Raw genomic sequence first — 23,665 nt, 5'->3', positions numbered from 1 at the left:
CGGGGCGGGACCGTACGCCCGTTCAGAGCACGGCGGCGAGGGACACCCGGACCTCGACGGAGGTGCCCGGTGTCCTGGGGATGATGGTCAACGAGTCGGTGAGTTCCCGGACGAGCTGGAGGCCACGCCCGCCGGTCCGCAACGGCGACTGGGCGGAGAGCTGCCCGGCGGCGAAACCCGGACCGTCGTCGTCGACCTGACAGACCAGTTCGGCGCCGACATGGTCCAGTTGCAGCGACCCGCTGCCGCCGCCGTGGCGTACCGCGTTGGTGAGTATCTCGTAGACGGCGAAGACGAAGTCGTCGAGCCGGTCGTCCCGCAACCCGTGCGCGGCCGCGAGCCGCGCCACCTCGTGACGCAGGCCGGTGATCTCGGTGGCCGTGAAGCGGACCGCCAGCGGAGCGGTTGCCTCCGAGCGTGGCGAGAGATCGCCGTCGCGTGCCGCATCCATGGGACCTGCCCTTCTGCAGCGTCGCGCCCGGCGGGACCTGTCCCGGCAGCGTGCGGGGAGCGATATGGAGATCCGCCTACCCCTGATGCCCGGCGACAGCCGGTCGCACACTACCGGTTCGCCCGGACCGACCTGTTCGTCGGCGGGCTCACCCGCCACCGACGGGTCAGCCGGGCCCGGCCCGGCTCAGGAGGCCGCCGCGCGCAACGCCCAGAAGTTCGACCGGTACTGGTCGTGGATCGGTGCGGACTCGATCCGCAGCAGTGCCTCGTCGTTCTCCCGCAGGGCGGCGGTGGTGTAGTTGTGGCTGCCGGTCATCACCCACTTGCTGTTCCTGGTACCGGCGTAGGTGCCCTCGATCAACATGTACTTGGAGTGCACGATGTGGTCGCCGCCGATCCGGTAGAGCACGATCCGGGGATGGCCGCTCAGGATGCTGAGCACGTCGGCGTCCATCGTCGTGTAGACGACCTCGATCCAGCACTTCTGGTCGGCCAGTGCCCGGAGTTCCTCGGCGATCCCGTTGCGGCTGAAGTACCACATCCCGATCCGGATCATCGTCCGGCCGGTCTCGGTGCCGACCGTGGTGTTGCCCTCGCAGGTCACGTTCTCGTTGAGCATGTTGTAGATCGTGTCGCTGGTCTTGTCCGACCCGGCGCGGGGGAAGAAGTACGCCTTCGCGTTGCCGCTGCCGACCGTGCGGTAGTAGTCGCTGTTCTTGGCCTTCGCCGCCAGGTCGTCGAAGTAGTCGAGGTAGGCGGTGTAGAGGCCGGTGTTCCCCACCAGGGTGACCGCGTTGTTCCAGTACGCCGTGGCGTTGCTGACCGTCAGGTTCGCCGAACTCTGCACCACCACGTTCGCCGAGCCGGAGGTGCTGGAGAACAGGTAGAACTTGTTGTGCATGATCGGCGAGCCGGCGTTGCCGATGCACGCCGCGCCCTGGGTGCAGAAGGTCAGCCAGGAGCGGTTGGCCCGGTTGGTGCCCAGCGCGGCCCGCATGGTGTCCACGGCCGGGTACTGCTCGGACAGGTAGTCCAGCACGAGCCGTACGTTCACGCCACGGTTGTGCGCCGCCACGATGTCGTCGGCCACCGTGGTGGACGTCCAGTGGTACATCGCGATGGAGATGGTCGAGCCGGCCGGGGCGCCCTGGACCAGCCCGCGGACATGGTCGACGATCCGGTACTGCTCGGCGGCCACGGTCGGGTTGTTGAAGACCGCGCCGCTGGCCACCGCGCCCGCTGCCGGAGCGGACGGCAGTACCAGTCCGGCGAGCAGCAGAGCGGCGGCCGCCACCGAACCGACCGTACGACGTAGGAACATTTCCGCCTCCGGGCACGAGTGACACCGACAGCTGACAATCGACGATCATGCCAGTCCCTGCCGCCCCCCGGGGGCCGCCTTCACCGGGCGGTGGACGCGGTCCCGATGACGACCACCCGGGCCCATTCGGGTGGCGAGTCCGGTACGTAGTCGGGGTTGTTCTCGTTCCAGGACCGGGCCCTTCCCGGCCGTGGGAAGAGTCCCACCACCGTCCGGCACGGTGGCCGCGCGTCCGGCCAGGGCGTCTGCCCGTCGGTCAGGGCCACGATCACGTCCGGCTGGGGCCGGGACCGGAGTGCTCTGGCAAAGCCGGTACGCAGGTCCGTTCCGCCGCCGCCCAGCAGCGGGATCCCCTCGGCGCGGCACAGCGGGTGCACGACCCGGGCCGCCGCGTCGCACGGGAGCACGGTGACCAGGTCACGCCGGCCGCCCACGGCGCGGCCGATCGCGGTCACCTCGAGGAGTGCGCTGCCGAGTTCGGCGTCGCTGACCGACCCGGAGGTGTCGATGACCACGGCGACCCGGGGCGGCCTGCGCCGCAGGCTCGGCAGGATGACGCCGGGCAGTGCGACGGACCGCCGCGACGGCCGGCCGTACGTGTAGTCCTCGCCCGCACCGGGGCTGGATGTCGCCGAGCGGACGGCCGCGCCCAGCAGCTCCCGCCACGGCTGCGGCGGATGGAACGCCTCCTCCGCCCACCGTTGCCAGCCCTTCGGAGTGTTCCCCGGGTGGGCGTTGATGCCCTGCGCGACCCGGAACCGCACCGCGTCGCGTTCCTGCGTGCTGAGCCCGTGCGCACCGTCCGGCCCCAGGTCCCACTCCCGATCCAGGCCGTCGGCGCCACTGCCGCAGTCCAGCCAGACCAGGGACTGCGTGTGTGGCCCGAGCCGGAACTGGCGCAGGTAGTCCTCCATCAGTTCACCCTCGGGCAGCCCGAGGAGTCGGGGGTCGACGGCACCCTCGGGCCGGACCAGCCCGTCCCCGAACGCGTCGTCGTTGATCTCGCAGTCCGCGGCGATGTTCATCCGCAGCCGTTCCCCCGGTCCGGTCAGCCCGCGCTCCAGCGCGACCCGGTCGCCGCGCCCGTGATGGTCGCGCAGCAGGTGGGAGACCTCGTGCACCCACACCCCGGCCAGTTCCTCCACCGGGGTCCGGTCCACGAACGCCGGCGAGATGTAGCAGCGCCAGTGCCGGTCCACGGCCATCGTCGGCACCCGCCGCGACTCCACCGGATGCAGTGCGAACAGCGCGGTGGCCAGGTAGGGCCGGGCCCGGGCGGCGTGCAGTCGGGCGGCGAAGACCTTCCCGAGGTCCAACCGCCCCGGCTCGTCGGGCGTCATCGGCCGCTCCCCGCGACGGCTCCGATCCGCGCCGCGGCCCGGTCCGCCCGCCGGCTCAGCGACACCGCCCCGGCGAGCAGTTCGATCGACGCCGGGACGTCCCAGTCCGGCTGGCGCAGCGCGGCGAGCGTGGACGCGGGTACGACCACCAGGTCCGGGGCCCCGGTCTCCAGCGCCCGGACCAGTACGGCCCACGCCGCGTCCCAACGGAACTTCTCCGGACGATTGCGGACCGCCTCCACCACCCCGTCGAGTACGGCCTGCCGCAGGTCACCCCGCTCCGGCAGGTCGGCTGCCGCCGGGTCGGCGAGCAGCACCTCGGGGTCCGGCAGGTCCATCCGGTCCATGCTGGCCAGCAGTTCCAGTCCGGGGCCGTCCCCGACCGTGCCCCTGACCAGCATGGACAGGACCTCCCGCGAGGTGCCGGCGGCGGTGGCGAAGGCGAGCAGCCGCAGGGTCATCTCCCAACTGCGCGGGGACGGCCAGGCGCCGCCCCGTCGGGCCTCGTTGCTCGGCAGTTGGTGGACGAGTCCGGGGCGGGCGGCGAGGAGCCCGCAGACCGCACGACGGGCGAGGGTCACGGCCCCGGTCAACCGGTCCGGGTCGAGCCACGGCAGCGATGCACGGGGCCAGGTCCCGCCGAGGCCACGTACCACGACATCGTGGTCGTACGTCCACTGCAGGTGGACGAAGCGGTTGGCCAGGGGTGGGCTGAGTTCCCATCCGTCGGCCGCCGAGGACCGTGGATTGGCGGCGGCCACGATCCGGACTCCGGCCGGCAGGCGCAGGGCGCCGACCCGCCGCTCGAGCACGAGGCGGAGCAGGGCGGCCTGGACGGCCGGCGGTGCGGTGGACAGCTCGTCCAGGAAGAGCAGTCCTCGGCCGGCCCGCACCAGGCGTACGGCCCAGTCCGGCGGGGCCATCGGAACGCCCTGTACGGCGGGGTCGTCGCCGACCACGGGCAGGCCGGAGAAGTCGGACGGCTCGTGCACGCTGGCGATCACCGTGGTCAGCGGCAGGTCGAGGGCCGCGGCGAGTTGGGTCAGGGCCGCAGTCTTGCCGATCCCCGGCTCTCCCCAGAGCAGCACCGGCAGATCGGCGGCGACGGCGAGGGTCAGCGCCTCCAACTGCGTGTCGGGGCGCGGCTCGGTGGCGGTGTCGTGCAGGAGGGCGAGCAGGTCGGCGGCGACGTCGAGCCGGGGAAGCTGGACCGGGCCGGCGGACAGCCCGGCTGCGGTGGTGGACGGGGACACGGGCGAAACGGACGTGAGCATCTTCATCACCTGGGGTTCGACTCGGGGCCGGCCGGGGCCGTACCGCGTGGTGCCGCCCTCGGATCCGGAGGCGGCAGCGGAGAGAAAGGTGCCGGGTCGGTCAGCGGGCGTTCATGCGGCGACGGCGTGCGCGGGGGCCGGACCGGCTGGCCGGCCCCGCCCCGTTCCCGGCCAGTCCGGCCCGGAACAGCCCGTGCGTGACCCGTCGCTGCGCCGCCGTCTCCAGGGCGTCCCGCAGCGCGCCGTTGCGCAGCAGCGCCTCGGGTCCGAGGAGTTCCTCGACGGCGGCCAGGGCACCGGCGGTGTCGCCGTGGTCCAGGCGTGCGCGGACGTCGACGAGGCACTCCGGGCGGCGGTGCGCCTCGTCGATCGCCTGTAGGCACGGCAGTGGGGTGCCGGTCAGCGCGGCCAGCAGCTCCTCGCGGTGGATCTCGGTCGGGTCGTGGTCCAACGGGACCAGGGTCCCGTTCACGAGGCCGATCCGGTGCTGGACGCCACGGCATTCGACGAAGCGCTGACCGGCTCCGGCTTCCGGGATGCCCAGTGGGATGTCCGGTGGACGGCCCCGGACGAGTGCCGACGCGACGAGGGGGTGCAGCCGGTCGGCCTCGATCAGCCCGGCGCGGAGCAACGCCAGGTCGGGCAGCACCCAGGTCGCCGCGTCGGGCAGCACCGGCAGCTCGGCGCCGCCCCGGCCCGATGCCGTGGTGATCCGTAGCCCGGGCGCCGTACCAGCGTCCGGGTCCGCCGCCAGCTCCAGTACCAGCCGTTGTCGGGACCCGAGCCGTACGGCCACGGGTCCGCCCGCCCGTCCGTCCGCCCGGAGCAGTAGCTCCGCCTCGGCCGCCCAGCGGTCCACGGCGCAGCCCCGGGCCTCCCACGGATCCTGGTCGGCAGCGGTACGGCCATCGGCGGGCGATCGGTCCGCCCCGGACCGTACCCACAGTTCACCGGCCCTGCGTACGTCCCACAGGTGGCGGTGCAGGTCGAACCGGAACCGTCGGTCGGGACGGGGATGCGGATGCGGGCCGGGCGCGGTCCTGGATCCAGTCCCGTCCCAGAGGGTGAGGCTGATCCGCTGACCGGCATCGGCCCAGGCCGGTGGCGTCCGCGCCACGAGGTGCACCGCGTTGCTGCCCAGCTGTCCCGCCGGGTGGTACCGGGCCAGGGAGATGGTCAGGCCGGGGCGCAGCAGCCCGTCCGGGGCGATCCTCGGCATGTGCCAGCGCAGCAGGTCAGGTGCCAGATGGCGGAGATCGGTCCGGACGCCGGAGGCGAACTCCTGGCCGTGGGTGCGGGCCACGGATCGTAGATTCAGATCGATGTCGACGCGTGCGGCGGCGCAGGCCCCCGCCCAGTCTCCGGCGGCACGGCGGGCGGTCGCAGACTCGATCATGGACGGCGGCACGGCGAACTCGCGCACGTGCGGCCAGAAGGAAAGCCGGGAATTCCCGTTCACAGTCCAGGAGTGCATCAGCACTCACCGTTTGTGGACAGGACCCCCGATCTGGTGAGGGAGGTAGTCATCGCGGGCAGCATACAGCTCTCCGTACCGGCTACGCCACGCACGTACCCGGCGGCGCGACTGCGTCGGCGGACTGGCGGTAGCGCCGGGTCGAGAAACGTCCGGATTCTCCGGGCGGCGGCCACCGCCAGGAGCGTCGACGCGGCGCAGAAACCGCCCGGACGCGGTGGCGCGCGGGTCGACCACCGGCGTCCGGGTCGGGCCGCCGCGTAGAGACGGCCACCCAGTGTGCTGATCCGATGGGCGGCCGAGCTGAAGACATTCTCATGTCTTGACAAACGTTTGGCCGACGGTGAGGGTGGCGCGTAGGACGGTCGCCACCTTCTCGAAGCTCGGGCTGGCATGACGTTCGAGGTGCTGACCGTGGGCCGGGGTCGCGGCGGAGACCACTGGGAGTTCCGATGTTCGCTGACCACCTCGCGGAGATAGTCCAGACCCGTGCACACCGGCCGCAGGCGATCGTGGAGGCGGCGTCCCGCCGTCGGCGGGGAAGCATCGGCGGGCGGCTGATGCTCGTCGCGGCCGATCATCCCGCGCGCGGTGCGCTGCGGGCCGGCAGCCGGCCGCTGGCCATGGCCGACCGGGCCGACCTGCTGGAGCGGCTCTGCACGGCGCTCGCCCGGCCCGGCGTCGACGGCGTGCTCGGCACCGCCGACGTGCTCGAGGACCTGCTGCTGCTCGGCGCGCTGGAGGGCAAGGTGGTGATCGGGTCGATGAACCGGGGCGGGCTCGTCGACACGGTTTTCGAGCTGGACGACCGGTTCACCGGGTACACGGCCGAGGCGATCGCCGCGATGGGTTTTGACGGCGGCAAAATGCTGCTGCGCATCGATCCGCACGATCCGGCCACCGTCTCCACGATGGAATCCTGCGCCAAGGCGGTCGAGGCGCTCGCCGCGCGCCGGGTGATGGCGATGGTGGAGCCGTTCATGTCGCACCGGATCGACGGGCGGCTCCGCAACGACCTGACCCCCGACGCGATGACCCGGGCGGTCGCGGTCGCGTCCGGGCTGGGCGGCACGTCGGCGTACACCTGGCTGAAGGTCCCGGTCGTGCCGGAGATGGATCGGGTGATGGCCGCGTCGACGCTGCCCGCACTCCTGCTCGGCGGCGAGGTGCCGGCCGACCGGGACGCGGCGTTCGACGGCTGGCAGAAGGCGTTGCGGCTGCCGACGGTCAAGGGCATCGTCGCCGGCCGGTCACTGCTCTACCCGGCCGACGACGACGTGGCGGCAGCGGTGGACATGGCGGTGAGCCTGTTGTGACGTACCACCTCCCGCAGTGCAAGGACGTCGGACCGGAGTCGGCCGGTTGGGCGTACTCGGGGCTGCGGATCCTCGATTTGCCGGCCGGCGGCACGCACCGGTTCGCCACGGGTGCGGACGAGGTCTTCGTCGTGCCGCTCTCCGGCGCCTGCACCGTGCGGTGCGACGGGTTCACCGCCGAGTTGGCGGGCCGGCCCGGCGTCTTCGCGGGCGTCACCGACTTCGCGTACGCGCCCCGGGACACCACCGTCACCGTGTCGAGCGCGGCCGGCGGCCGGTTCGCCGTCCCCACGGCCCGGGCCCGTCGCCGCCTGGCACCGGCGTACGTGCCGAGGGAGCGGGTGCCGGTCGAGTTGCGCGGGGCCGGCAACTGCTCCCGTCAGGTCAACAACTTCGGCACCCCGGACGCGTTCCCGGCCGCCGACCGGCTCATCGCCTGTGAGGTGCTGACCCCGGCCGGCAACTGGTCGTCGTACCCGCCGCACAAGCACGACGAGGACCGTCCGGGCGAGTCGGTGCTCGAAGAGATCTACTACTTCGAGGTGGCCCGGGGTGGCATGGCATACCAGCGGCTCTACGCCGACGACATCGACGTACTGGCCGAGGTGCGCGGCGGTGACGTGGTGCTCGTGCCGCGCGGTTGGCACGGTCCGTCGATGGCCGCGCCCGGCTACGACCTGTACTACCTCAACGTGATGGCCGGTCCGGCCGACCAACGCGCCTGGCTGGTCTGCGACGACCCCGCGCACGGCTGGATCCGCGGCACCTGGGCGGACCAGCCCGTCGATCCGAGGCTGCCGTTCGGGCCGAGCCCGGCGGGCTCGACCAGCTCGGCCAGCCCGCACGGTCGGAGGGAGCAGGGATGAGACTCACCGTCGCCCAGGCCGTCGTCCGCTTCCTCGCCGCCCAGCACAGCGAGCGGGACGGCGTGGAGCACAGGCTGTTCGCCGGCTGCTTCGGCATCTTCGGCCACGGCAACGTCGCGGGGATGGGGCAGGCGCTGCTGGAGGCCGAGCTGCGTACGCCGGGCGGACTGCCGTACCACCAGTCCCGCAACGAGCAGGCCATGGTGCACACGGCGACCGCGTACGCCCGGATGCGCAACCGGTTGACCACCTTCGCCTGTACGTCGTCGATCGGCCCCGGCGCCACCAACATGGTGACCGGCGCGGCGCTGGCCACCATCAACCGGCTGCCGGTGCTGCTGCTGCCCGGCGACGTGTTCGCCACCCGGGTGGCCGAGCCGGTGCTGCAACAACTCGAACATCCGGGCGCGGCCGACGTCTCCGTCAACGACGTGTTCCGGCCGGTCTCGCGGTTCTTCGACCGGGTCTGGCGGCCCGAGCAGCTGCCGTCCGCGCTGCTGTCCGCGATGCGGGTGCTCACCGATCCGGCGGAAACCGGTGCGGTGACCCTCGCCCTGCCGCAGGACGTGCAGACCGAGGCGTACGACTGGCCGTCCGGGCTGTTCGCGCGTCGGGTCTGGCACGTGGCCCGGCCGGTACCCGAACCGGCGGCGCTGGCCCGGGCGGTGGAACTGGTCCGCTCCGCCCACCGGCCGCTGATCGTCGCCGGGGGCGGGGTCGGGTACTCCGAGGCCACCGAGGCGTTGCGGCTCCTCGTCGAGGCCACCGGCGTACCGGTTGCCGAGACCCAGGCCGGCAAGGGGTCGCTGCCGTACGACCACCCGCTCTGCCTCGGCGCGCTGGGCAGCACCGGCAGTACGGCGGCGAACCAGTTCGCCCGGCACGCCGACGTGGTGATCGGGATCGGCACCCGGTACGGCGACTTCACCACCGCCTCGCATACCGCGTTCGCCGACCCGGAGGTGCGGTTCGTCAACGTCAACGTGACCGCGTTCGACGCCGCCAAGCACACCGGCGTCGGGGTCGTCGCGGACGCCCGGGAGGCCCTACGGGCGCTGGCCGGTGCGCTCGCCGGCTGGTCGGTCGACCCGGAGTACCGGCGGGAGGCAGACCGCCTCGCCCGGGAGTGGGACGAGGTGGTGGAGCGCGCCTACCACCTGGGACACGGCCCACTGCCGGCGCAGTCCGAGGTGATCGGGGTGGTCAACGAGGTCTCCGAGCCGCGCGACGTGGTGGTCTGCGCCGCCGGCTCGATGCCGGGCGACCTGCACAAGCTGTGGCGCACCCGGGACCCGAAGGGCTACCACGTCGAGTACGGCTACTCCTGCATGGGCTACGAGATCGCCGGAGGGCTGGGGGTCAGGATGGCGTGCCCGGACCGGGACGTCTTCGTACTGGTCGGTGACGGCTCGTACCTGATGATGTCGCAGGAGCTGGTGACCGCCGTGCAGGAGGGCGTCAAGCTCATCGTCGTACTGGTGCAGAACCACGGGTTCGCCTCGATCGGCGAGCTGTCCGAGAGCGTCGGTGCGCCGCGCTTCGGCACCTGGTACCGGTACCGGAACCCGGCCAGCGGTCGGCTCGACGGCGACGTACTCCCGGTCGACCTGGCGGCGAACGCGGCCAGCCTGGGCGTACGGGTGCTCCGCGCGAACGGGGTCGACGAACTGCGCGCCGCCCTGCGCGAGGCGAAGGCCAGTGCCGGCCCCACCCTTGTGCACGTCGACGCCGACCCGCTGGTGCCGGCCCCGGGCAGCGGGTCCTGGTGGGACGTTCCGGTGGCGGAGGTGTCGGAGTTGGCGGCCACCCGCGCGGCCCGCGAGCGGTACGAGGCGGCCAAGGCCGGCCAGCGTTCCTATCTCGGCGAAACCGGACGGTGAGCGGCATCGGGCACCGGCCGGAACCCTCCTGACGGGCCGCCTCGACGGGTAGCCGCGCGGCGGCCGGTCACGGCCTGCGGAGCACGAGTTCGGTGAGGATCCCCAACATCGCGGTCACCGCCGGGGCCCGGAAGGCCGGTGCGGCTGTCGCCGCGTACAGCCGGCGGGTCGGCAGCGCCGGGCTGGTGGGCCGGACCAGCACGTCGCGTCGCAGGGCCGGGTGAGCCAGGGTCGGCATGAGCGTCACGCCCACGCCCGCCGCCACGAGCGCCTGCTTGCCGTTCCAGTCGTCGCACCAGAATCCGATCCGTGGCGCGCCGCCGAGCGCCTCGGCGAGCGGGGCGATCGGGCCGAGACAGTCGGGATGCCCGCCCTCGATCCAGGTTTCGCCGCTCAGGTCCGCCAGCCGTACCCGGCGTTGCCGGGCGAGCCGGTGCCGGGTGGGGAGCGCGACCTGCAGTTCCTCGTCGAGCAGCGGTACCAGTTCGACGCCGTCGACCGTCACCCGGGGCAGGTCGGCGTCGGTCGGGGCGTTCTTGGCCTGCTGCGGATCCCCGTACAGGTGCCAGTCGGTGACCAGGGCCAGATCGATCCGTCCGTCCCGGACCGCCGTCACGAGCGTCGCCTGGTCGGTCTGCCGCAGGCTGAGTGTGACGCCGGGATGGAGCTCGCCGAACCGGCGGATGGCCTCGGGCACGAGGAAGGTGTTGGCGCTCGGAAAGGCCGCCAGACGCAGCTCGCCCGACTCCAGTTGGGCGAAGGACGCCAGCCTGGCCTCCAGGGTCCGGAGCCGGGCCAGGGTGTCCCGCGCGAGTTCGACGGCGACCGCTCCGGCCGGGGTCGGTCGGACGCCACGGGGCACCCTGCTGAACAGCCGAAGCCCCAACCGCCGCTCGAGACCTGCGATCTGACGGGAGACGGCCGGCTGGGTCAGCGAGAGCGCCGTGGCCGCGCCGGAGAACGAGCCGTGCTCGGCCACGGCGACGAGGACCTGCAACGACCAGGTGTCCAACATGCGCCGAGGTTATGCCATCCCCAACCAACCCGCAGTTGTGCTCATACCAGCACCGGCCGAGGCTTGACCGGTGAATCCAACAGAGACGGACCGGCACACCGGTCCGGACGCCGCGACCGCCGTCAGGGCGGCCCAGGTGCCCGACCAACTGGCGTTCCTGGCCGACTGGCTGCCACCGGCGCCGGCCCGGATCCTCGACGCGGGATGCGGGCCCGGCCACCTCGCGCTCGCGCTCGGCCGCGCCGGCTACGCGGTGACCGCGGTGGACACCGACCCCGAAGCGGTGACCGCGGCCAGCGGTCTCGGCGTCGACGCGGTCGAGGCCGACATCTCACGGTACGAGGACGATCCGTTCGACGCCGTGCTGTTCTCGCTGTCGCTGCACCACATGACCGACCTCGCCGCCGCCGTCGAACGGGCGCGGGCCCTGCTGCGCCCCGGCGGGATCCTGGTGGTCGACGAGTTCGCCTGGGAGCGGGCCGACGTCGCCACCGCCTCCTGGTTCTACGACATGGCGACCGTGCTCACCCGCAGCGGGCGGCTCACGCCCGGCACGGGCGACGATCCGTCCGGCGCCCCCTACCCGCGATGGGTCAGCCGGCACCGCGACGAACTCCGCCTGCATCCCGGCACCAGGGTGATCGGGGCGGTTGCCGAGGTCTTCGACATCCGCACGGTGACCCGGGTGCCGTACCTGTACCGCTATCTCGGTTATCGGCTCATCGACGACCGGCTCGGCGTACCGGTGTTCACCGCGCTCAGCCACATCGAGCGGCTGCGGATCGCCGACGGCGGGCTCGCCGCCGTCGGCCTGCGCCTGCTCGGCCAACCCCGGCAGTGAGGAGAGGACCGACGTGACACACATCGTCAACACCCAGCAGGCCACGGCGTGGAACGGCCCCGAAGGGGCCCACTGGGCCGAGCAGAGCGGGCGCGACAACGCCGTGAACAGCGCGCTCACCACGGCGTTGCTCACCGCCGCCGAGATCGGACCAGGGGACCACGTCGTCGACATCGGCTGCGGCACCGGCGAGAGCACCCGGCTGGCCGCGCGGCACGCCGTGCGGGGCCGCGTTCTCGGCATCGACCTGTCGGCGGTCATGCTGGAGCACGCCCGCGCCGCCGTCGCCGTGGCAGGCCTGCCGAACGTCGTGTTCGAGCAGGCCGACGCCCAGGTGCATCCCCTGGCCGAGGGGCAGTTCGACGTGGCGATCAGCCAGTTCGGCATCATGTTCTTCGCCGAGCCGGTGGCCGGGTTCGGCAACATCGGCCGGGCACTCCGGCCCGGTGGCGGGATCGCCTTCCTCTGCCCGCGTGACATGGCCGCCAACGCCTGGTACGTCGTGCCGCTCTCCGCGCTGCACTCCCGGTTCGGATCCGGTGGCCTGCCCGAGTCGCAGATGTTCTCCCTGGCCGATCCGGCACACCTGACCGAGGTGCTGACCAGGGCCGGCTTCGTGGACGTACGGCCACAGCCACTCGATCTGCCGATGGGCTTCGGCGCCAGCGCGGATGCGGCGGCCGGGTTCTACCTCGGCAGCGGACCGGTCCGGGCCGTTCTGGAGCGGAATCCCGGGCTCACTTCCGAGCTGGCGGGGGACATCCTCGTCAACGCCCTGCGACCCTACGAGAGCCCGGACGGGGTCCTGATCCCCGGCGCTCACTGGCTGGTCACCGCCGGCCGGCCGTAGCGTCGGGCCCGGACCGCCGAGGCGTGCGTCCACCCGCCGGTCAACTGCCGCGCCGTGGGCGCTACCGGCCCGTCGGGCGTCGACCCGGCGGGATCGGTCTCAGCGCGTCGAGACGTACGCCAGCGGCATCGGGTTCGGTTGACCGTTCCAGGTGCCGGTGAGGGCGGCACCGGGCAGCCGGTTGCCGCCGTCGAGCCGACGGACGACGGCCAGTTGCACCGAGTCCGTCACGACGAGCGTGGGGTCGTCCTCGATGACGCGAAGGATCTCGCTGATGCCGGGGACATCGGCGCCCTCGCTGCCACTGCCGCTGACGAGCGTGGGGGTCTCGCGGGGTTCGAGTCGACCGTCGACCTCCAAGAACTCCTCCGCCTGCCCACCGCCGGTGAGGATGACGCCGGCCAGCGCCGCGACGTAGACGGGATCACCACAGGCGTCGTACACCCAGCGCTGACCGAGTACGGAGTGTTCGACGGTGCCGATCAGCCAGTCGTCGCCGCCGTCCAGGGGCGCGTCCCGGTACGTGAGTGGCACCTGATGTACCGGTCCGTCTCCCGCGCTGACGAGCATCGTCTCGATCCCGACCGCGCCAGCGGGGTCGTCGAACCGGTAGGCGGCCACCCGTACGACGTCGGCGTCGGCGTGCCCCTGGTACCAGCGGCGGCCGGGCAGCCATGCCGCCAGGAGTTCGAGTTTCGTGGGGCGCAGTTCCGCGCGGTGGATCACGGCCATGGACGGAATGGTAGAGGCCGCCTCCTCCGGACCGCGTGGAGGTCGACCCGATGATGTCAACCTCCACGAAGGTTCCGACAGCGGCGGCGAGCACCGCCCGGGCCGCGCTGGCCGGCGTCCTGCTCTCCGCCTGCCTGGGCGCGCTGGCCGCCGGCGCGAGGACCACACGGAGATCCGGACCCGGTGCGATGGCCCGAACATGATCTACGAGGCCTGGGTGGACGAGCCCGGAGACATCGGACTGGAGTTCAGGGAGCTCTACGTGGTGGCGAACGATCCGCGCTGCGTCCCGTCCAGTCCCACCCCGACGACGGCTCCCCAGCCGACGGGTCCGCAGCCGACGACGACGTGACCGCCACGGCCGGTGTCGCCCGTCACAGGTACCTGCGCGCTCCGGCGTACTCGTGGGCGTACCGGTGCTCGTCGAGCTTGACGTACTCGACGCCGCTCTCCTCGGTGTCGGTGTTGGTCGGCGCGTCGATCACGTAGCCGTCGCCGGCGTACATGCCGACGTGGTGCACCCGTCCGGTGCCGTTGCTCCGGGCGTAGAAGACGAGATCGCCGGGGGCGAGCTGGTCCCTGGTGACCGGTGTGCCGGCGTTGGCCTGGTCCTGTGCGTCCCGGGGAATGGTGATGCCGTGCGCGGCGTACACCGAGTGGGTGAGGCCGGAACAGTCGAAGCCGAATCCGGCGGTGCCCGCCCAGAGGTACGGCAGGCCGATGAACATGCCGATGGTCCGGACCAGGTCCGCGCCGGTCGGGGTCGGGATGTCGGCCGGCGAGGTGTACACCGAGACGTCCGAGGCCGCCAGCCAGCTCATCCCGTCGCTCGGGGTGGCGACCAGCACCGCCCGGTCGAGCCGGGCGAGGACCGGCAGCCGGGTGTTGAAGCTCAGTTCCAGAACCCGGCGGGTACGGCGGTGGTCGTCGAAGAGCCAGGCAGTGGCCGTCTGGACCAGCGCGAACGGCCGACCGGTGAGCCGGGCGAACAGCTTTCCGTCGGTCAACTGCACCTTGGGCAGCCAGCCGGGATAGCCCAGCTCGTGTCGTGGTGTCGGCTGACCGGGTACGACGACCTTCGCCCAGTCACCGGACTCCTCCAGGACGATCACCCGCTGCCCGTACGTCGCCTGGGTCTCCAGGTCCCCGATGAGCCACCGTCGCTCGGCCAGGGTCATGCCCGCGGTCCAGGCCCGGAGGTCGGCGGGATTCGTCGTGGCCGGCAGGTCGACGGGACGGTTGCGGCCGGGCTCCACCCAGAGGGTCGCCACCGAGACGTCGACGTACGCGGTGCGCGGTCCGGCGGGCTGCCCGGCGCGCGGCAGGTTTTCCGGCTCTGCGGCGCGCGCGGCCGGGGTCGTCGCGAACAGTGAGCCGACGATCAGCGGGGCGGCCAGGAGCGTTCTGCGCGGCAGTCTCGTCACGGCAATATCTTCCACCATAGTGGCGATAGCCGGCAAGAACCTACATCGATCGATCAACCGCTCGCCGTCGTCGAGCACCTGCCCGCCCGCACCGCCGACGCGACGGACGGTGTCGGGTTCACTGCGGCGGCCAGTTGTTCAGGAGGGCGTCGAGGGCGTCGAGCGTTCTGGCCCACGAGGTGTCGGCCGTACGCGGATGGTGGCGGAACCCGCCCGTACGCTCCAGGCTCACGTACCCGTGGAACGTGCTGTGCAGCATGCGTACCGCATCGGTCTGGTCTGGCTCGGACAGTCGGTAACCGCGCAGGATCGCCCGCGTCATCTCGGCGTGCCGGCCGCCCGCGCTCGCGGCCGCCGTTTCCGGGTCGAGTTCCTGCTGCATCGCGGCGTAACGGCCCGGATGCCGCTTCGCGTAGTCCCGGTATGCGTTGGCGAAGGCCACCAGCGCGTCCTTGCCCGCGCGACCGGCGAGGGCGGCGGCGACCAGGTCGGCGAGTTCGGCCAGGGCCAGCAGCGCCACCCTGATCCGCAGATCCTGCGCGTTCCTGATGTGGGCGTACAGGCTCGCGTCCTTCACGCCGAACTGCCGGGCGAGCGCCGAGACGGTCACGTTCTCGAAGCCGACCTCGTCGGCCAGTTCCGCGGCGGCCAGGGTCAGGCGCTCGACGGTCACCCCCGCACGCGTCATGTGCCACACTCCACACCTAGAGGATTTGGTAATTTACCTAATAGGGTTAGGCTGGTTCCTATGGTACCGGTAACCGATTCCGCGATCCGCGCCTCCTTCGTCAACTGCACCAAGGGCGAAGCGAAGCGCCTGGCGGTGCCGAAGGACCTGGACGAGCAGCCCTGGGTGGATCTTGACTTCCTCGGTTGGCGGGACCCCGCCGCCCCGCAGCGGGCCTACCTGGTCGCCGAGTCCGGCACCGGCCTCGTCGGGGTGGCGCTGCGGGTGGCCCCGCAGACCGGACACGTACGCCGCAGCATGTGCTCGCTGTGCCTGACCACGCACACCGGAGGTGGCGTCTCGCTGATGACCGCGCGCAAGGCCGGACCGAGTGGGCGGCAGGGCGACTCCGTCGGCGTCTACATCTGTACCGACCTCGCCTGCTCGCTCTACCTGCGCGGAAGAAAGGACGCCGGGCGGCGCCTCGACGAGACGCTCACGATGGCGGAGAAGATCGAGCGGACCACGGCGAGCCTCGCCGCCTTCCTGTGCAAGGTCGTCGAATGACCGCCCGACAGAACCGGGGCGGTGACCCCGCAACTTCGTCCCGGAGCCGCTCGGGTCGCCGAACATCCAGCTGAACGAACTCGGAACGGCGGACCTTCAGAGGCGACCGCCTGACCGACGTCTTCTGGTGGACCGATCAGGGGGACGGATTCGGCACCTACCTCAACACCTCGGGCGGCCAGCTGGTCCCCTAGCCGGTCGAGGTGGATCAGCCAGCCAGTTCCCGATGATCGCGAAGTCGACATCGGTGAGGCCACGTCGAGGATCGACCCGCCGCAGCAGCGCCGGTCCGGGATGGTGACTGGAGACCCACGAACGGTCGGCATCGGTGATCTCGTCGTCGACCCAGACGAACGGGCGTCCGGCCGCCCAGTCGAGCAGGCCCCGGGTCTTCCAGTGCAGCGGGCCGTCGTCGTCCGGTCCGGGCCAGTCCACCACCGGTAACTCCGGCAGGCCCAGCCTCGGTCCGATCACCTCGTTCGCATCCGCCATCCACGTCGTTGCCCACACCAGGTCGCAGGGCAGGGCCAGGAGTTGTATCCCGTGCCGGGGATTCAGCCTGGCCAGTAGCGGATTCGTACCGGCCGGCGGAGGGTGCGTTGGCCCTTGGTCGGCGGGATCCGGTTGTGGCGCCCCGAACGGGATCAGGGGACCGTCGACGTCGAGGAACAGCAACGGGCGTTCGGCGGGGTCGGGCACGGCCGAAGGGTAGCGCCGATCAGGCGTAGCGCCGGGCGGCTCGGCGGGGACCGTTGTCCGGTACGCGGGTGCGTACCGGACAACGATCCGGCCGGCCCCGCCGGGCTAACCCGCGTTACGCAGTACGAGCAGCCCGTGGTTGTAGTCGAGCACCACCGCGTCCAGCCGGCCGTCGCCGTCGACGTCGCCGAGGGCGAGCCCCTGCTGGGGATAGTGACTGGCATACGGCAGGTACTCGTACGCCGGGGTACCGAGCTTGCCGTCCGGCTGCTGCGGCCAGGTGCTCATCGCGTAGTAGCCACCGTGCACGGTGACGACGTCGTTGCGGCCGTCGCCGTCGATGTCGGCCGCCTCGACCGGCTCGGGATTGTCGTACGCCCGGTAGACATCCGGGCTCGCCAGACCGCCGGTGGCAGTCTGCGCGAACACCTGGATCTGCGCCCTGGGCTGGTTCCAGCCGAGGTTGACGACGATGTCGGAACGGCCGTCCCCGCTCACGTCGGCAACCTCCACACCGCCCATGACGGTCGCCCCGTCATCGGCTACCACCTGGGTACGGCTCCAACCACCGCCGGTGCGGTGGTAGGCGTTCACGTGCCGGAGCCCCTGGCCGACCACGTCGGGGCGACCGTCTCCGGTGAGGTCACCGACCTCCACCTCGTAGCTCGGGTCGCTGGTCACCAGGGACGTGGTGAAGGTGCCGTTCGCCTCCTGGACAAGTTGGTTGATGCCGCGATGCCCACTCGTGACGAGGTCGCCGTCGCCGTCGGTGTCGAGATCGGCGGCCACGACGTACCGCGCGGCCAGGGAGCCCGGGAGGATTCCCCGGCTCTCCAGCCTTCCGGTGACTGACTGCCGGAAGGTCTCCACCCCGGCCATGGTGGCCAGCGCGACGTCGAGGCGTTTGTCTCCGTCCAGGTCCAGCAGGGCCACCCCGGCGCCACCGCTGTCGGAGTACGTCAGGCTCGTCGGGTACCGGATCGGGGCGGCGAGCGAACCATCGGCCTGTTGGGCGAAGACGAACAACCTGTAGTCGTTCTCCGGGTCGAAGTAGCTGCTGGTCGTGAGCACCACGTCGGCGCGGTCGTCACCGGTCACATCGCCCACGGCGACGCTCTCCGGGTCCGAACCCGTCGGAATGCTCTCGACCGGTTGAAAGAGTTCGGAAACCCGCCGGAGCGAGTTGTCCGGCTGTGCCGCCGCCCCGGCCGGCGCGCTCGCGGCGAGCACGGCGGGCACGAACAGCAGTACGGACGCAGCGCGAAGCCACATATTGTCCCCCGTATATGGAAAGCTGACCGGAGGAGTCAACCAGAAGAACGACGATCCGGCTGTCCTCCATTGAGGATTCCCCGCCGGTTGCCGGTTGCCGGTTGCCGGTCGATCTCGGCGTCAGCGTCAGCGTCAGATGGCGTCGGCGACGTCCCGGACCGGAACGAACCGGGGTGACGCACTGGGAAAGTCGACTCGGAACTGCGGCACCGCGTACCCGCCGGAGAGCGCGACCACCAGGAACTGCAACAGACCGACCGACAGGTCGAGGGACGTGTCGTCGGGGCCGGTGACGCGTAGGTGCCACTGATCGGCGTACTCCGCCGGGCTCAGTACCCAGGACAGCGTCGTCCCATCGACCGTCGTGGCCACCGGCAGAGTCGCCGGGGTCTGGTACCTCAGCACACCGACCAGCGGGCCGGGCACCGGTGTCGACAACGCGGTCGGTGGCGTGAGCGAGAGGTAACCGTCGAAGGTGCCGGCACCGTATCGCTCCATCAGCCAGTGGTAGTCCCTCGGCAGGCTCGTGCCGACCCGCGACGACACCCCGTCCCAGTCGACCGGTGTCCGGTGCGGTGGCGGTGGAACGAGGTCGGTGAGCCGGCCCGGCAGGTCGGCGCCGTAGCTCAGGTTCGCCTCCACGATGACCGGCAGATCCGAGTCGTGCTGTACGACCGCGACGGTCACCGCCCAGTGTCCCGCGCGCAGGCGTACCCGGTCGCCATGGTCGGCGAGAACGTCGACCGCGAGCGCGTCGGCCGAGGGCAGCCCGAGCCGGCCGCTGACGATGCCGACGACCTCCTCGGCGTCGGTGTACCGCTGATCGAGTGCCGCAACGTACGCGTCGTCGTCATCGAAGTCGTCGCACTCGAGGTCGTCCGAGCAGCCGAAGTCCGCCAACTCCACGGCGATCGTCGCGGTAGCCCGGTCGACGCGGATTCTCGCGGTGACGTCACCGGCCGTGAACAGCGGATGGGGACTGGCGCCGGACGGGGACCAGCCGGCAGTGACGAGAACGTCGACGATCTGGTCCAGGCTCGGCAGGTCGACCAGGTGGGTGAACCGCGCGACGAGCGCGGCGAGCCGATCCGCCCTCGCCCGATAGTCGTCGACGCGCGTCATCGCTCGCTCAGCCGCCGGAACTCGTCCCCGTCGCTCACCCCGCGATGGTAGTGCCGCCCCGGCGCATGGTCATGCCAGGTGACGAAGTAACAGCCCATGGCCGGTCATGACGCTCGGTCCGCTGCTTTGGATCGGTTCCGTCCGATTGATGGCCGGTCGGACGACCCTGCCGGGCGCGACGCCGTCGAGTGTTCGGCGGTTGCCACGGGCGGACGGGTCGATGGCCGAGCGTCCGTTCTGGTTTGATACCGCAGTGACCGTACCGGTTGACGCCGCAGCACCGCCTTGTCGGCCGTCGTCGGAATAGTCCGGTGTCGGGCGCAACCTTTTGCCGGCACGCAGCGTCATGACAGGTGTCCGTCCGGACAAGCTCAGTGAGGGGTGCCGGTGCGAAGGCGACTACTGCTGCGTTCGTGTGTCCTCGTGTTGGTGGCCGGTCTTGCCGGTTGTAGCGAGTCGACGCCGGAGGCGGACACTCCGGGTCTCGCGCCGCGCGGCACGGCGATGACCACGGCGAAGCCGACCCGCCAGGATCTTGACAACCGGGTGAGCCTGTCCGGCAAGGTCACCATGAATCCGGTGTTCGGAGTGGTGGCCCCGGGCGCGGGGGAGATCCGGTACCGCGACGTCGAGATACCGGAGAGCACCCCGACGAAACCGACCCGGGTGGCCAGTGTCTGGGCGTCGGGCAAGTCGCGTCGTGTCGACGTACCAGCCGGCGCCGTGTTCGCCGGTCGACTGGTGGACGACCGGTCGAAGGTGACCGCCGGGATGCCGGTGGTCTCGGCGAAGCGGATCGGCTACGGACTCGTGGCCGACATCGACGGCTCCCAGGCGTACCAGATCTCGGACTCGCTCACCACCGTGCAGGCCCAGATCAAGAACGGTCCGGGACCGTTCGCGTGCAAGGTCCTCGGCACCATCGCCGCGCTGCCGGCCGGCACGGTCCCGACCCCGGAACCATCCGTCGATCCCTCCGCCGATCCGTCGAGTCCGCCGGTGCCGGTGGACCCGAGGCAGCCGATCGTCCCGTCGGAGCCGACCGGTATGCGCCTGGTCTGCACGGCGCCGTCCGGAGTGAAGCTGATCAACGGGGCCAACGCGACGATCGAGGTGGTGACCGCCCGCGCCAAGGGCGCACTCGTCCTGCCGGTCGAGGCGGTGGCGGGCGGTCAGGGCAAGGGCAAGGTGGACGTGGTCGGCCCGGACGGCACCCGGGAGACCCGGGACGTCGTACTCGGACTCAGCGACGGCAAGGTCGTACAGATCAAGTCTGGTCTCACCGGCGATGAGACGGTGGCCCTGCCCGGCCCCGACCTGCCGTCCGCCAAACCCGCCGAACCGGGTGGGCCCCTCGATCCGAAGGGCGGAAAATGACGGCGCTGCTGGAGCTCAGCGGCATCACCAAGACCCTGAAGGGGCAGCAGGCGCCGCGTACCATTCTCGACGGCGTCGACCTGACCGTCGACAGTGGTGAGAGCGTGGCGATCCTCGGCCGGTCGGGATCAGGCAAGAGCACCCTGCTCAGCCTGATCGGGCTCTTCGACCGGCCGGACGGTGGGCGTTATCTGCTTGGTGGCCGCGACATCAGCCGGGTGGCCGAGCGCCGCGCGGCGGCCCTGCGCAGCGCCGAGTTCGGTTTCGTGTTCCAGCGCTTCTTCCTGCTCAAGCACCTTAGCGCCGCGCAGAACGTGGCGATGGCCCTGGTCAACGGGCAGGGTTGGCTGCCTCGCCGCAAGCGCCGGGCGCGCACCATGGCGGCGCTCGACCAGGTCGGCATCGCACACCTGGCGAAACATCGGCCGGCCCGGCTCTCCGGCGGCGAGCAGCAGCGGGTGGCGGTGGCTCGGGCATTGGTCCGGGAGCCACGCCTGCTGTTGGCTGACGAGCCGACGGGCGCGCTGGACACCGAGACCGGCAACCTGGTGATCGAGGTGATGCGGGCGGCGACCGACCGGGGTTGCGGCCTGATCCTGGTCACCCATGACTGGGACCACGCCAACAAGATGCAACGGGTGCTGCGGCTCAGCGACGGCACGCTCAACCCGGCCGTCGACACTAGAGGTACCGCAACGGCACCGACACCGGCTCCGCAGCCGGAGCCGGAGCCGACACCGGATGCGGAGCCGACATCGGTCTCCGGGAGCGAGACGGAGGGAGCCGGCCGGCTTCCGTCGGCGGACAGGGCCAGGCGGGGCGACGCCGGGCTGGACGGGATGTTCTGGTGATCCGACTCTCCGGGCGGTTCCGGTCCGCGGTGATCATCGGACTCCAGGGCATCCGGGCGCGCAAGATGCGTACCTTCCTGTCCATGGTGAGCCTCTTCCTCGGAGTACTCGCCGTGGTGGTGGTCCAGGCCGGAGCCGAGACCCTCGAACGCGCCCAGTTGGCCGACCTGGAGCTCCAGGTCGGCAAGGACGGGACCCGTCAGGCGTACCTACCGGGCAACGCCGACACCGTCCGGATCAGCAACGACACCGTGGCGGGTCGGCCGGACGCGGTCGTGATCGGCAGCCGGCAGGCGATCATCGGCGAGCCGGATGTCACCCCGGTCAATCCGGGCGGCTCCTCGTTCGACCAGCCCGGCAGCGGCCCGTACCCGCCGGGCCCGGGCGGCGGGGCGGTGTACTGCGACATGAACGGCTACTGCCGGCCGTTGTCGTCCGGTTCCGACGCGGCCGATCAACCCGTACCCGGTCAGGCGATCGAGCTGACCCTCAACACGTTGACCGGTGACATTCGTCAGTTCAAGCCCTTCCGCCTGGTCTCCGGGAAGTGGCTGGACTTCTCCGGGGAGCCGTCGCTGTCCCCTCGGCTGGTGGTCAACCTCGAGGCCGCCAAGGGCTTCGGTCGGTACCAGGTTCCGGCCGAGTTGTGGACCGAGGGAGCGACCGCCAACCCGACACCCCGGATCATCGGCGTGGTCGACGACGGCAGCGGGCAGCCGACCGCGTACACCCGGACCGACGAGTTGCAGAACTGGGTGCCCAGCTCGACCGGCAACAGCAACTACGGTCCCGGGCTCCAGGTGATGTTGGCTCCGACAGCGGGCGACGTGGAACGGTTGCTGACGATGCGGTTCGCCGCGACCGGGGTTCCTTCCGACCAGCTCCGGTTCGAAACCGTCCAGGCCCGCGAGGACATCGCCAGGGAACTGGCGCTGATCCGATGGATCTTCCTCGGCATGGCCGCGCTCGTGCTGCTCATCGGTGTGGCCGGCATCCTCAACGTCGGGCTGGCGACCGTGGGGGAACGGGTCGAGGAGTTCGCCCTGCGTCGCGCGGTCGGCACCTCGCGCCTGCTGCTGGCCGGCATCGTGCTCGCGGAGACCCTGCTGACCGGCCTGCTCACCGCCACCGCCGCGATCGGGGCGTCCGCGTTCGCGCTGACGGCAGCCGGTAGCCTGCTCGGCGACCAGGTGCCGTTCCTCGCCGACGTGGTGTTTCCGTGGCGGGCCGGGGTCGCCGGGATCATCGCCGGACTCGTCGCCGGGCTGCTCGGCGGGCTCATCCCGGCGATCCGGGCCGCCCGCATCCCGATCGCGACGGTGATGCGCGCCTGACCCGCCCGGTGGGCCGTCCGCCGACGGCGCGGCTCCGGTCCGGACCCGCGCGGAGACCGGCCCCGGCGTGGACGGTGCGGGTCAGCCGGCGGCCGGCGCGGCCACCTCGGTCGCCGGATCCCCGGCCCGGACCGTGGTCGGCTGCGGCACACGGCGATCGAGTACGTCCGGCAGGCTGAGCACCGTCACGAACAACCCGGCCCGTCCGATTTGGGGCTGCCTCACCCGAAGTCGACTTCTCCTCCGAGTTCCGCCACAGGTCAGGTGCGATCTGCGACCCGTCGCCCGCATGTCTGCCCGCCGGACGGGAACGCCGGTACGCACGAGTCAGACCCGTACGTGCCGGGCCGACGCCGACGGTACGGCCCGGACGACCCGGCAACGAGGATGGTGCTGATGAGCGCGAAGAAGCGACCGGAATCCGAACCGGGCGGCCAGCTCGGGCCGACCGACCAACTGGACGACGTGAGCGCCGCCCGGACCACCGAACGGGAGGCGAGTGGCGGCCCACAGTCGGTGCAGCCGTGGGGAACCACCGGCGGCACCGAGGACCGGGACGCGCCGTGGGGCGCCGCCGAGGACTCCCCGATGGACGAGGGCAGCGAGGAGGCCGGCCTGCCGCCCGCACGGCGCGGTGAACGGCGGGCCGACGAAGAGTCGGTTCCCTGGCCGCCGGAATCGGGCCGGCACGGCTTCGGTCCGGTCGAGCCGACCCGGATCCCGGAGGCCGGCCCCGGTGCGGCTCCGCCGGACCCCGCCCCGGCCCGCCGCCCGTTTCCCGACGACACCGCTCTCGACGAACTCCGCAACAACCCGATCGAGGAGCAGACCGGGATGCACTCCGAGGGTGTCTCCCGGCGCGAGTAGCGCCCCCGCAAGCGACGACGGACTATCAGGCCGACCTGGACCGTCTGGCGCGGGAGCAGCGGCACTGATGGCGTGTACGGCACCGGACGGCGCCCGCGAAACGGTACGCCGTCCGGTCCCGGT

24 protein-coding genes are annotated in these 23,665 nt (G+C 71.6%); 11 read left to right on the top strand and 13 right to left on the bottom strand.

Features of this window, described 5'->3' with window-relative positions; all coding sequences use genetic code 11:
- Window positions 1–22: 22 nt before the first annotated feature.
- From H4W31_RS34905 to H4W31_RS34885, 5 genes are all read right to left on the bottom strand, one after another.
- Complete coding sequence (locus H4W31_RS34905; protein ID WP_192770503.1) at window positions 23–451, bottom strand: ATP-binding protein; 429 nt, start codon at window positions 449–451, stop codon at window positions 23–25.
- 186 nt (window positions 452–637) lie between these two features.
- Window positions 638–1,774 (bottom strand): phospholipase D-like domain-containing protein, encoded by a 1,137-nt coding sequence (locus tag H4W31_RS34900; protein ID WP_192770502.1) that lies wholly within the window; start codon window positions 1,772–1,774, stop codon window positions 638–640.
- Window positions 1,775–1,854: 80 nt separating this feature from the next.
- Window positions 1,855–3,114 carry a vWA domain-containing protein gene (locus tag H4W31_RS34895; protein ID WP_192770501.1) on the bottom strand — a complete coding sequence of 420 codons (1,260 nt, stop codon included), beginning with the start codon at window positions 3,112–3,114 and terminating at the stop codon, window positions 1,855–1,857.
- The gene (locus H4W31_RS34890) at window positions 3,111–4,388 is read right to left on the bottom strand and encodes an AAA family ATPase (RefSeq protein WP_225945838.1); all 1,278 of its coding nucleotides are present in this window, start codon (window positions 4,386–4,388) and stop codon (window positions 3,111–3,113) included. The genes H4W31_RS34895 and H4W31_RS34890 overlap by 4 nt, the downstream gene beginning before the upstream one ends.
- Window positions 4,389–4,488: 100 nt before the next feature.
- Entirely contained in the window at window positions 4,489–5,862 is a 1,374-nt protein-coding gene (locus tag H4W31_RS34885; RefSeq protein WP_192770499.1) for a hypothetical protein, read from the bottom strand.
- A 452-nt stretch (window positions 5,863–6,314) separates the two neighbouring features.
- Between H4W31_RS34885 and H4W31_RS34880 the strand changes: the two genes are divergently transcribed.
- Genes H4W31_RS34880 through iolD form a run of 3 tightly spaced genes read left to right on the top strand, consistent with a single transcriptional unit; the run spans window position 6,315 to window position 9,924 of the window.
- Complete coding sequence (locus H4W31_RS34880; RefSeq protein WP_192770498.1) at window positions 6,315–7,178, top strand: Cgl0159 family (beta/alpha)8-fold protein; 864 nt, start codon at window positions 6,315–6,317, stop codon at window positions 7,176–7,178.
- Window positions 7,175–8,044 (top strand): 5-deoxy-glucuronate isomerase, encoded by an 870-nt coding sequence (iolB, locus tag H4W31_RS34875; protein ID WP_192770497.1) that lies wholly within the window; start codon window positions 7,175–7,177, stop codon window positions 8,042–8,044. The genes H4W31_RS34880 and iolB overlap by 4 nt, the downstream gene beginning before the upstream one ends.
- A complete protein-coding gene (gene iolD / locus H4W31_RS34870; protein ID WP_192770496.1) occupies window positions 8,041–9,924 on the top strand; it encodes a 3D-(3,5/4)-trihydroxycyclohexane-1,2-dione acylhydrolase (decyclizing) in 1,884 nt (627 codons plus the stop codon). Before iolB ends, iolD begins: the two co-directional genes overlap by 4 nt.
- Window positions 9,925–9,991: 67 nt before the next feature.
- Here the strand turns inward: iolD and H4W31_RS34865 are convergent, their stop codons facing one another.
- Window positions 9,992–10,939 (bottom strand): LysR family transcriptional regulator, encoded by a 948-nt coding sequence (locus H4W31_RS34865; protein ID WP_192770495.1) that lies wholly within the window; start codon window positions 10,937–10,939, stop codon window positions 9,992–9,994.
- A 70-nt stretch (window positions 10,940–11,009) separates the two neighbouring features.
- On the opposite strand from H4W31_RS34865, the gene H4W31_RS34860 reads away from it, so the two are divergent.
- Window positions 11,010–11,780 carry a class I SAM-dependent methyltransferase gene (locus tag H4W31_RS34860; protein WP_192770494.1) on the top strand — a complete coding sequence of 257 codons (771 nt, stop codon included), beginning with the start codon at window positions 11,010–11,012 and terminating at the stop codon, window positions 11,778–11,780.
- A gap of 13 nt (window positions 11,781–11,793) precedes the next feature.
- Window positions 11,794–12,630: a class I SAM-dependent methyltransferase gene (locus tag H4W31_RS34855; protein ID WP_192770493.1), complete on the top strand. Its 837-nt coding sequence runs from the start codon at window positions 11,794–11,796 to the stop codon at window positions 12,628–12,630.
- Window positions 12,631–12,729: 99 nt separating this feature from the next.
- Here the strand turns inward: H4W31_RS34855 and H4W31_RS34850 are convergent, their stop codons facing one another.
- Entirely contained in the window at window positions 12,730–13,362 is a 633-nt protein-coding gene (locus H4W31_RS34850; protein WP_192770492.1) for a CG0192-related protein, read from the bottom strand.
- 199 nt (window positions 13,363–13,561) lie between these two features.
- On the opposite strand from H4W31_RS34850, the gene H4W31_RS34845 reads away from it, so the two are divergent.
- On the top strand, window positions 13,562–13,714 hold the full coding sequence (locus tag H4W31_RS34845) for a hypothetical protein (RefSeq protein WP_192770491.1): 153 nt from the start codon (window positions 13,562–13,564) through the stop codon (window positions 13,712–13,714).
- 22 nt (window positions 13,715–13,736) lie between these two features.
- Here H4W31_RS34845 and H4W31_RS34840 read toward each other — a convergent pair whose 3' ends face one another.
- Together H4W31_RS34840 and H4W31_RS34835 are read right to left on the bottom strand one after the other, a co-directional pair.
- A complete protein-coding gene (locus tag H4W31_RS34840; RefSeq protein WP_318783576.1) occupies window positions 13,737–14,786 on the bottom strand; it encodes a C40 family peptidase in 1,050 nt (349 codons plus the stop codon).
- Window positions 14,787–14,904: 118 nt separating this feature from the next.
- Window positions 14,905–15,474 carry a TetR/AcrR family transcriptional regulator gene (locus H4W31_RS34835; protein ID WP_192770489.1) on the bottom strand — a complete coding sequence of 190 codons (570 nt, stop codon included), beginning with the start codon at window positions 15,472–15,474 and terminating at the stop codon, window positions 14,905–14,907.
- Window positions 15,475–15,534: 60 nt separating this feature from the next.
- On the opposite strand from H4W31_RS34835, the gene H4W31_RS34830 reads away from it, so the two are divergent.
- The gene (locus H4W31_RS34830) at window positions 15,535–16,020 is read left to right on the top strand and encodes an FBP domain-containing protein (protein ID WP_192770488.1); all 486 of its coding nucleotides are present in this window, start codon (window positions 15,535–15,537) and stop codon (window positions 16,018–16,020) included.
- A 162-nt stretch (window positions 16,021–16,182) separates the two neighbouring features.
- On the opposite strand, the gene H4W31_RS34825 is transcribed toward H4W31_RS34830, so the two are convergent.
- The 3 genes from H4W31_RS34825 to H4W31_RS34815 all read right to left on the bottom strand — a co-directional run bounded on the left by H4W31_RS34825 (window position 16,183) and on the right by H4W31_RS34815 (window position 19,113).
- The gene (locus H4W31_RS34825) at window positions 16,183–16,695 is read right to left on the bottom strand and encodes an HAD domain-containing protein (protein ID WP_225947501.1); all 513 of its coding nucleotides are present in this window, start codon (window positions 16,693–16,695) and stop codon (window positions 16,183–16,185) included.
- A gap of 129 nt (window positions 16,696–16,824) precedes the next feature.
- Complete coding sequence (locus H4W31_RS34820) at window positions 16,825–17,991, bottom strand: FG-GAP repeat domain-containing protein (RefSeq protein WP_192770486.1); 1,167 nt, start codon at window positions 17,989–17,991, stop codon at window positions 16,825–16,827.
- Window positions 17,992–18,123: 132 nt separating this feature from the next.
- A complete protein-coding gene (locus H4W31_RS34815; protein WP_192770485.1) occupies window positions 18,124–19,113 on the bottom strand; it encodes a hypothetical protein in 990 nt (329 codons plus the stop codon).
- 504 nt (window positions 19,114–19,617) lie between these two features.
- On the opposite strand from H4W31_RS34815, the gene H4W31_RS34810 reads away from it, so the two are divergent.
- Genes H4W31_RS34810 through H4W31_RS44555 form a run of 3 tightly spaced genes read left to right on the top strand, consistent with a single transcriptional unit; the run spans window position 19,618 to window position 22,675 of the window.
- Window positions 19,618–20,490: an efflux RND transporter periplasmic adaptor subunit gene (locus tag H4W31_RS34810; RefSeq protein ID WP_225945837.1), complete on the top strand. Its 873-nt coding sequence runs from the start codon at window positions 19,618–19,620 to the stop codon at window positions 20,488–20,490.
- Complete coding sequence (locus H4W31_RS34805; RefSeq protein ID WP_192770483.1) at window positions 20,487–21,341, top strand: ABC transporter ATP-binding protein; 855 nt, start codon at window positions 20,487–20,489, stop codon at window positions 21,339–21,341. The genes H4W31_RS34810 and H4W31_RS34805 overlap by 4 nt, the downstream gene beginning before the upstream one ends.
- On the top strand, window positions 21,338–22,675 hold the full coding sequence (locus H4W31_RS44555; RefSeq protein WP_192770482.1) for an ABC transporter permease: 1,338 nt from the start codon (window positions 21,338–21,340) through the stop codon (window positions 22,673–22,675). Before H4W31_RS34805 ends, H4W31_RS44555 begins: the two co-directional genes overlap by 4 nt.
- An 81-nt stretch (window positions 22,676–22,756) precedes the next feature.
- On the opposite strand, the gene H4W31_RS34795 is transcribed toward H4W31_RS44555, so the two are convergent.
- Entirely contained in the window at window positions 22,757–22,900 is a 144-nt protein-coding gene (locus tag H4W31_RS34795; protein WP_192772833.1) for a hypothetical protein, read from the bottom strand.
- A gap of 171 nt (window positions 22,901–23,071) precedes the next feature.
- Between H4W31_RS34795 and H4W31_RS34790 the strand changes: the two genes are divergently transcribed.
- Window positions 23,072–23,542: a hypothetical protein gene (locus tag H4W31_RS34790; RefSeq protein ID WP_225945836.1), complete on the top strand. Its 471-nt coding sequence runs from the start codon at window positions 23,072–23,074 to the stop codon at window positions 23,540–23,542.
- Window positions 23,543–23,665: the final 123 nt, after the last annotated feature.

Origin of the sequence: Plantactinospora soyae (assembly GCF_014874095.1) — a bacterium.
Taxonomy (GTDB): Bacteria; Actinomycetota; Actinomycetes; order Mycobacteriales; family Micromonosporaceae; genus Plantactinospora; species Plantactinospora soyae.
Note: the sequence above shows the minus strand (reverse complement) of the source record. Positions and strands in the feature narration are given on the sequence as shown.

What these genes read in the sequence shown, in the direction of transcription:
- H4W31_RS34905 (WP_192770503.1), bottom strand. Translation starts at nt 451, where the DNA reads ATGGATGCGGCACGCGACGGCGATCTCTCGCCACGCTCGGAGGCAACC.
- H4W31_RS34900 (WP_192770502.1), bottom strand. Translation starts at nt 1,774, where the DNA reads ATGTTCCTACGTCGTACGGTCGGTTCGGTGGCGGCCGCCGCTCTGCTG.
- H4W31_RS34895 (WP_192770501.1), bottom strand. Translation starts at nt 3,114, where the DNA reads ATGACGCCCGACGAGCCGGGGCGGTTGGACCTCGGGAAGGTCTTCGCC.
- H4W31_RS34890 (WP_225945838.1), bottom strand. Translation starts at nt 4,388, where the DNA reads ATGCTCACGTCCGTTTCGCCCGTGTCCCCGTCCACCACCGCAGCCGGG.
- H4W31_RS34885 (WP_192770499.1), bottom strand. Translation starts at nt 5,862, where the DNA reads ATGCACTCCTGGACTGTGAACGGGAATTCCCGGCTTTCCTTCTGGCCG.
- H4W31_RS34880 (WP_192770498.1), top strand. Translation starts at nt 6,315, where the DNA reads ATGTTCGCTGACCACCTCGCGGAGATAGTCCAGACCCGTGCACACCGG.
- iolD (WP_192770496.1), top strand. Translation starts at nt 8,041, where the DNA reads ATGAGACTCACCGTCGCCCAGGCCGTCGTCCGCTTCCTCGCCGCCCAG.
- H4W31_RS34865 (WP_192770495.1), bottom strand. Translation starts at nt 10,939, where the DNA reads ATGTTGGACACCTGGTCGTTGCAGGTCCTCGTCGCCGTGGCCGAGCAC.
- H4W31_RS34850 (WP_192770492.1), bottom strand. Translation starts at nt 13,362, where the DNA reads ATGGCCGTGATCCACCGCGCGGAACTGCGCCCCACGAAACTCGAACTC.
- H4W31_RS34845 (WP_192770491.1), top strand. Translation starts at nt 13,562, where the DNA reads ATGATCTACGAGGCCTGGGTGGACGAGCCCGGAGACATCGGACTGGAG.
- H4W31_RS34835 (WP_192770489.1), bottom strand. Translation starts at nt 15,474, where the DNA reads ATGACGCGTGCGGGGGTGACCGTCGAGCGCCTGACCCTGGCCGCCGCG.
- H4W31_RS34830 (WP_192770488.1), top strand. Translation starts at nt 15,535, where the DNA reads ATGGTACCGGTAACCGATTCCGCGATCCGCGCCTCCTTCGTCAACTGC.
- H4W31_RS34820 (WP_192770486.1), bottom strand. Translation starts at nt 17,991, where the DNA reads ATGTGGCTTCGCGCTGCGTCCGTACTGCTGTTCGTGCCCGCCGTGCTC.
- H4W31_RS34815 (WP_192770485.1), bottom strand. Translation starts at nt 19,113, where the DNA reads ATGACGCGCGTCGACGACTATCGGGCGAGGGCGGATCGGCTCGCCGCG.
- H4W31_RS34810 (WP_225945837.1), top strand. Translation starts at nt 19,618, where the DNA reads ATGACCACGGCGAAGCCGACCCGCCAGGATCTTGACAACCGGGTGAGC.
- H4W31_RS34805 (WP_192770483.1), top strand. Translation starts at nt 20,487, where the DNA reads ATGACGGCGCTGCTGGAGCTCAGCGGCATCACCAAGACCCTGAAGGGG.
- H4W31_RS34790 (WP_225945836.1), top strand. Translation starts at nt 23,072, where the DNA reads ATGAGCGCGAAGAAGCGACCGGAATCCGAACCGGGCGGCCAGCTCGGG.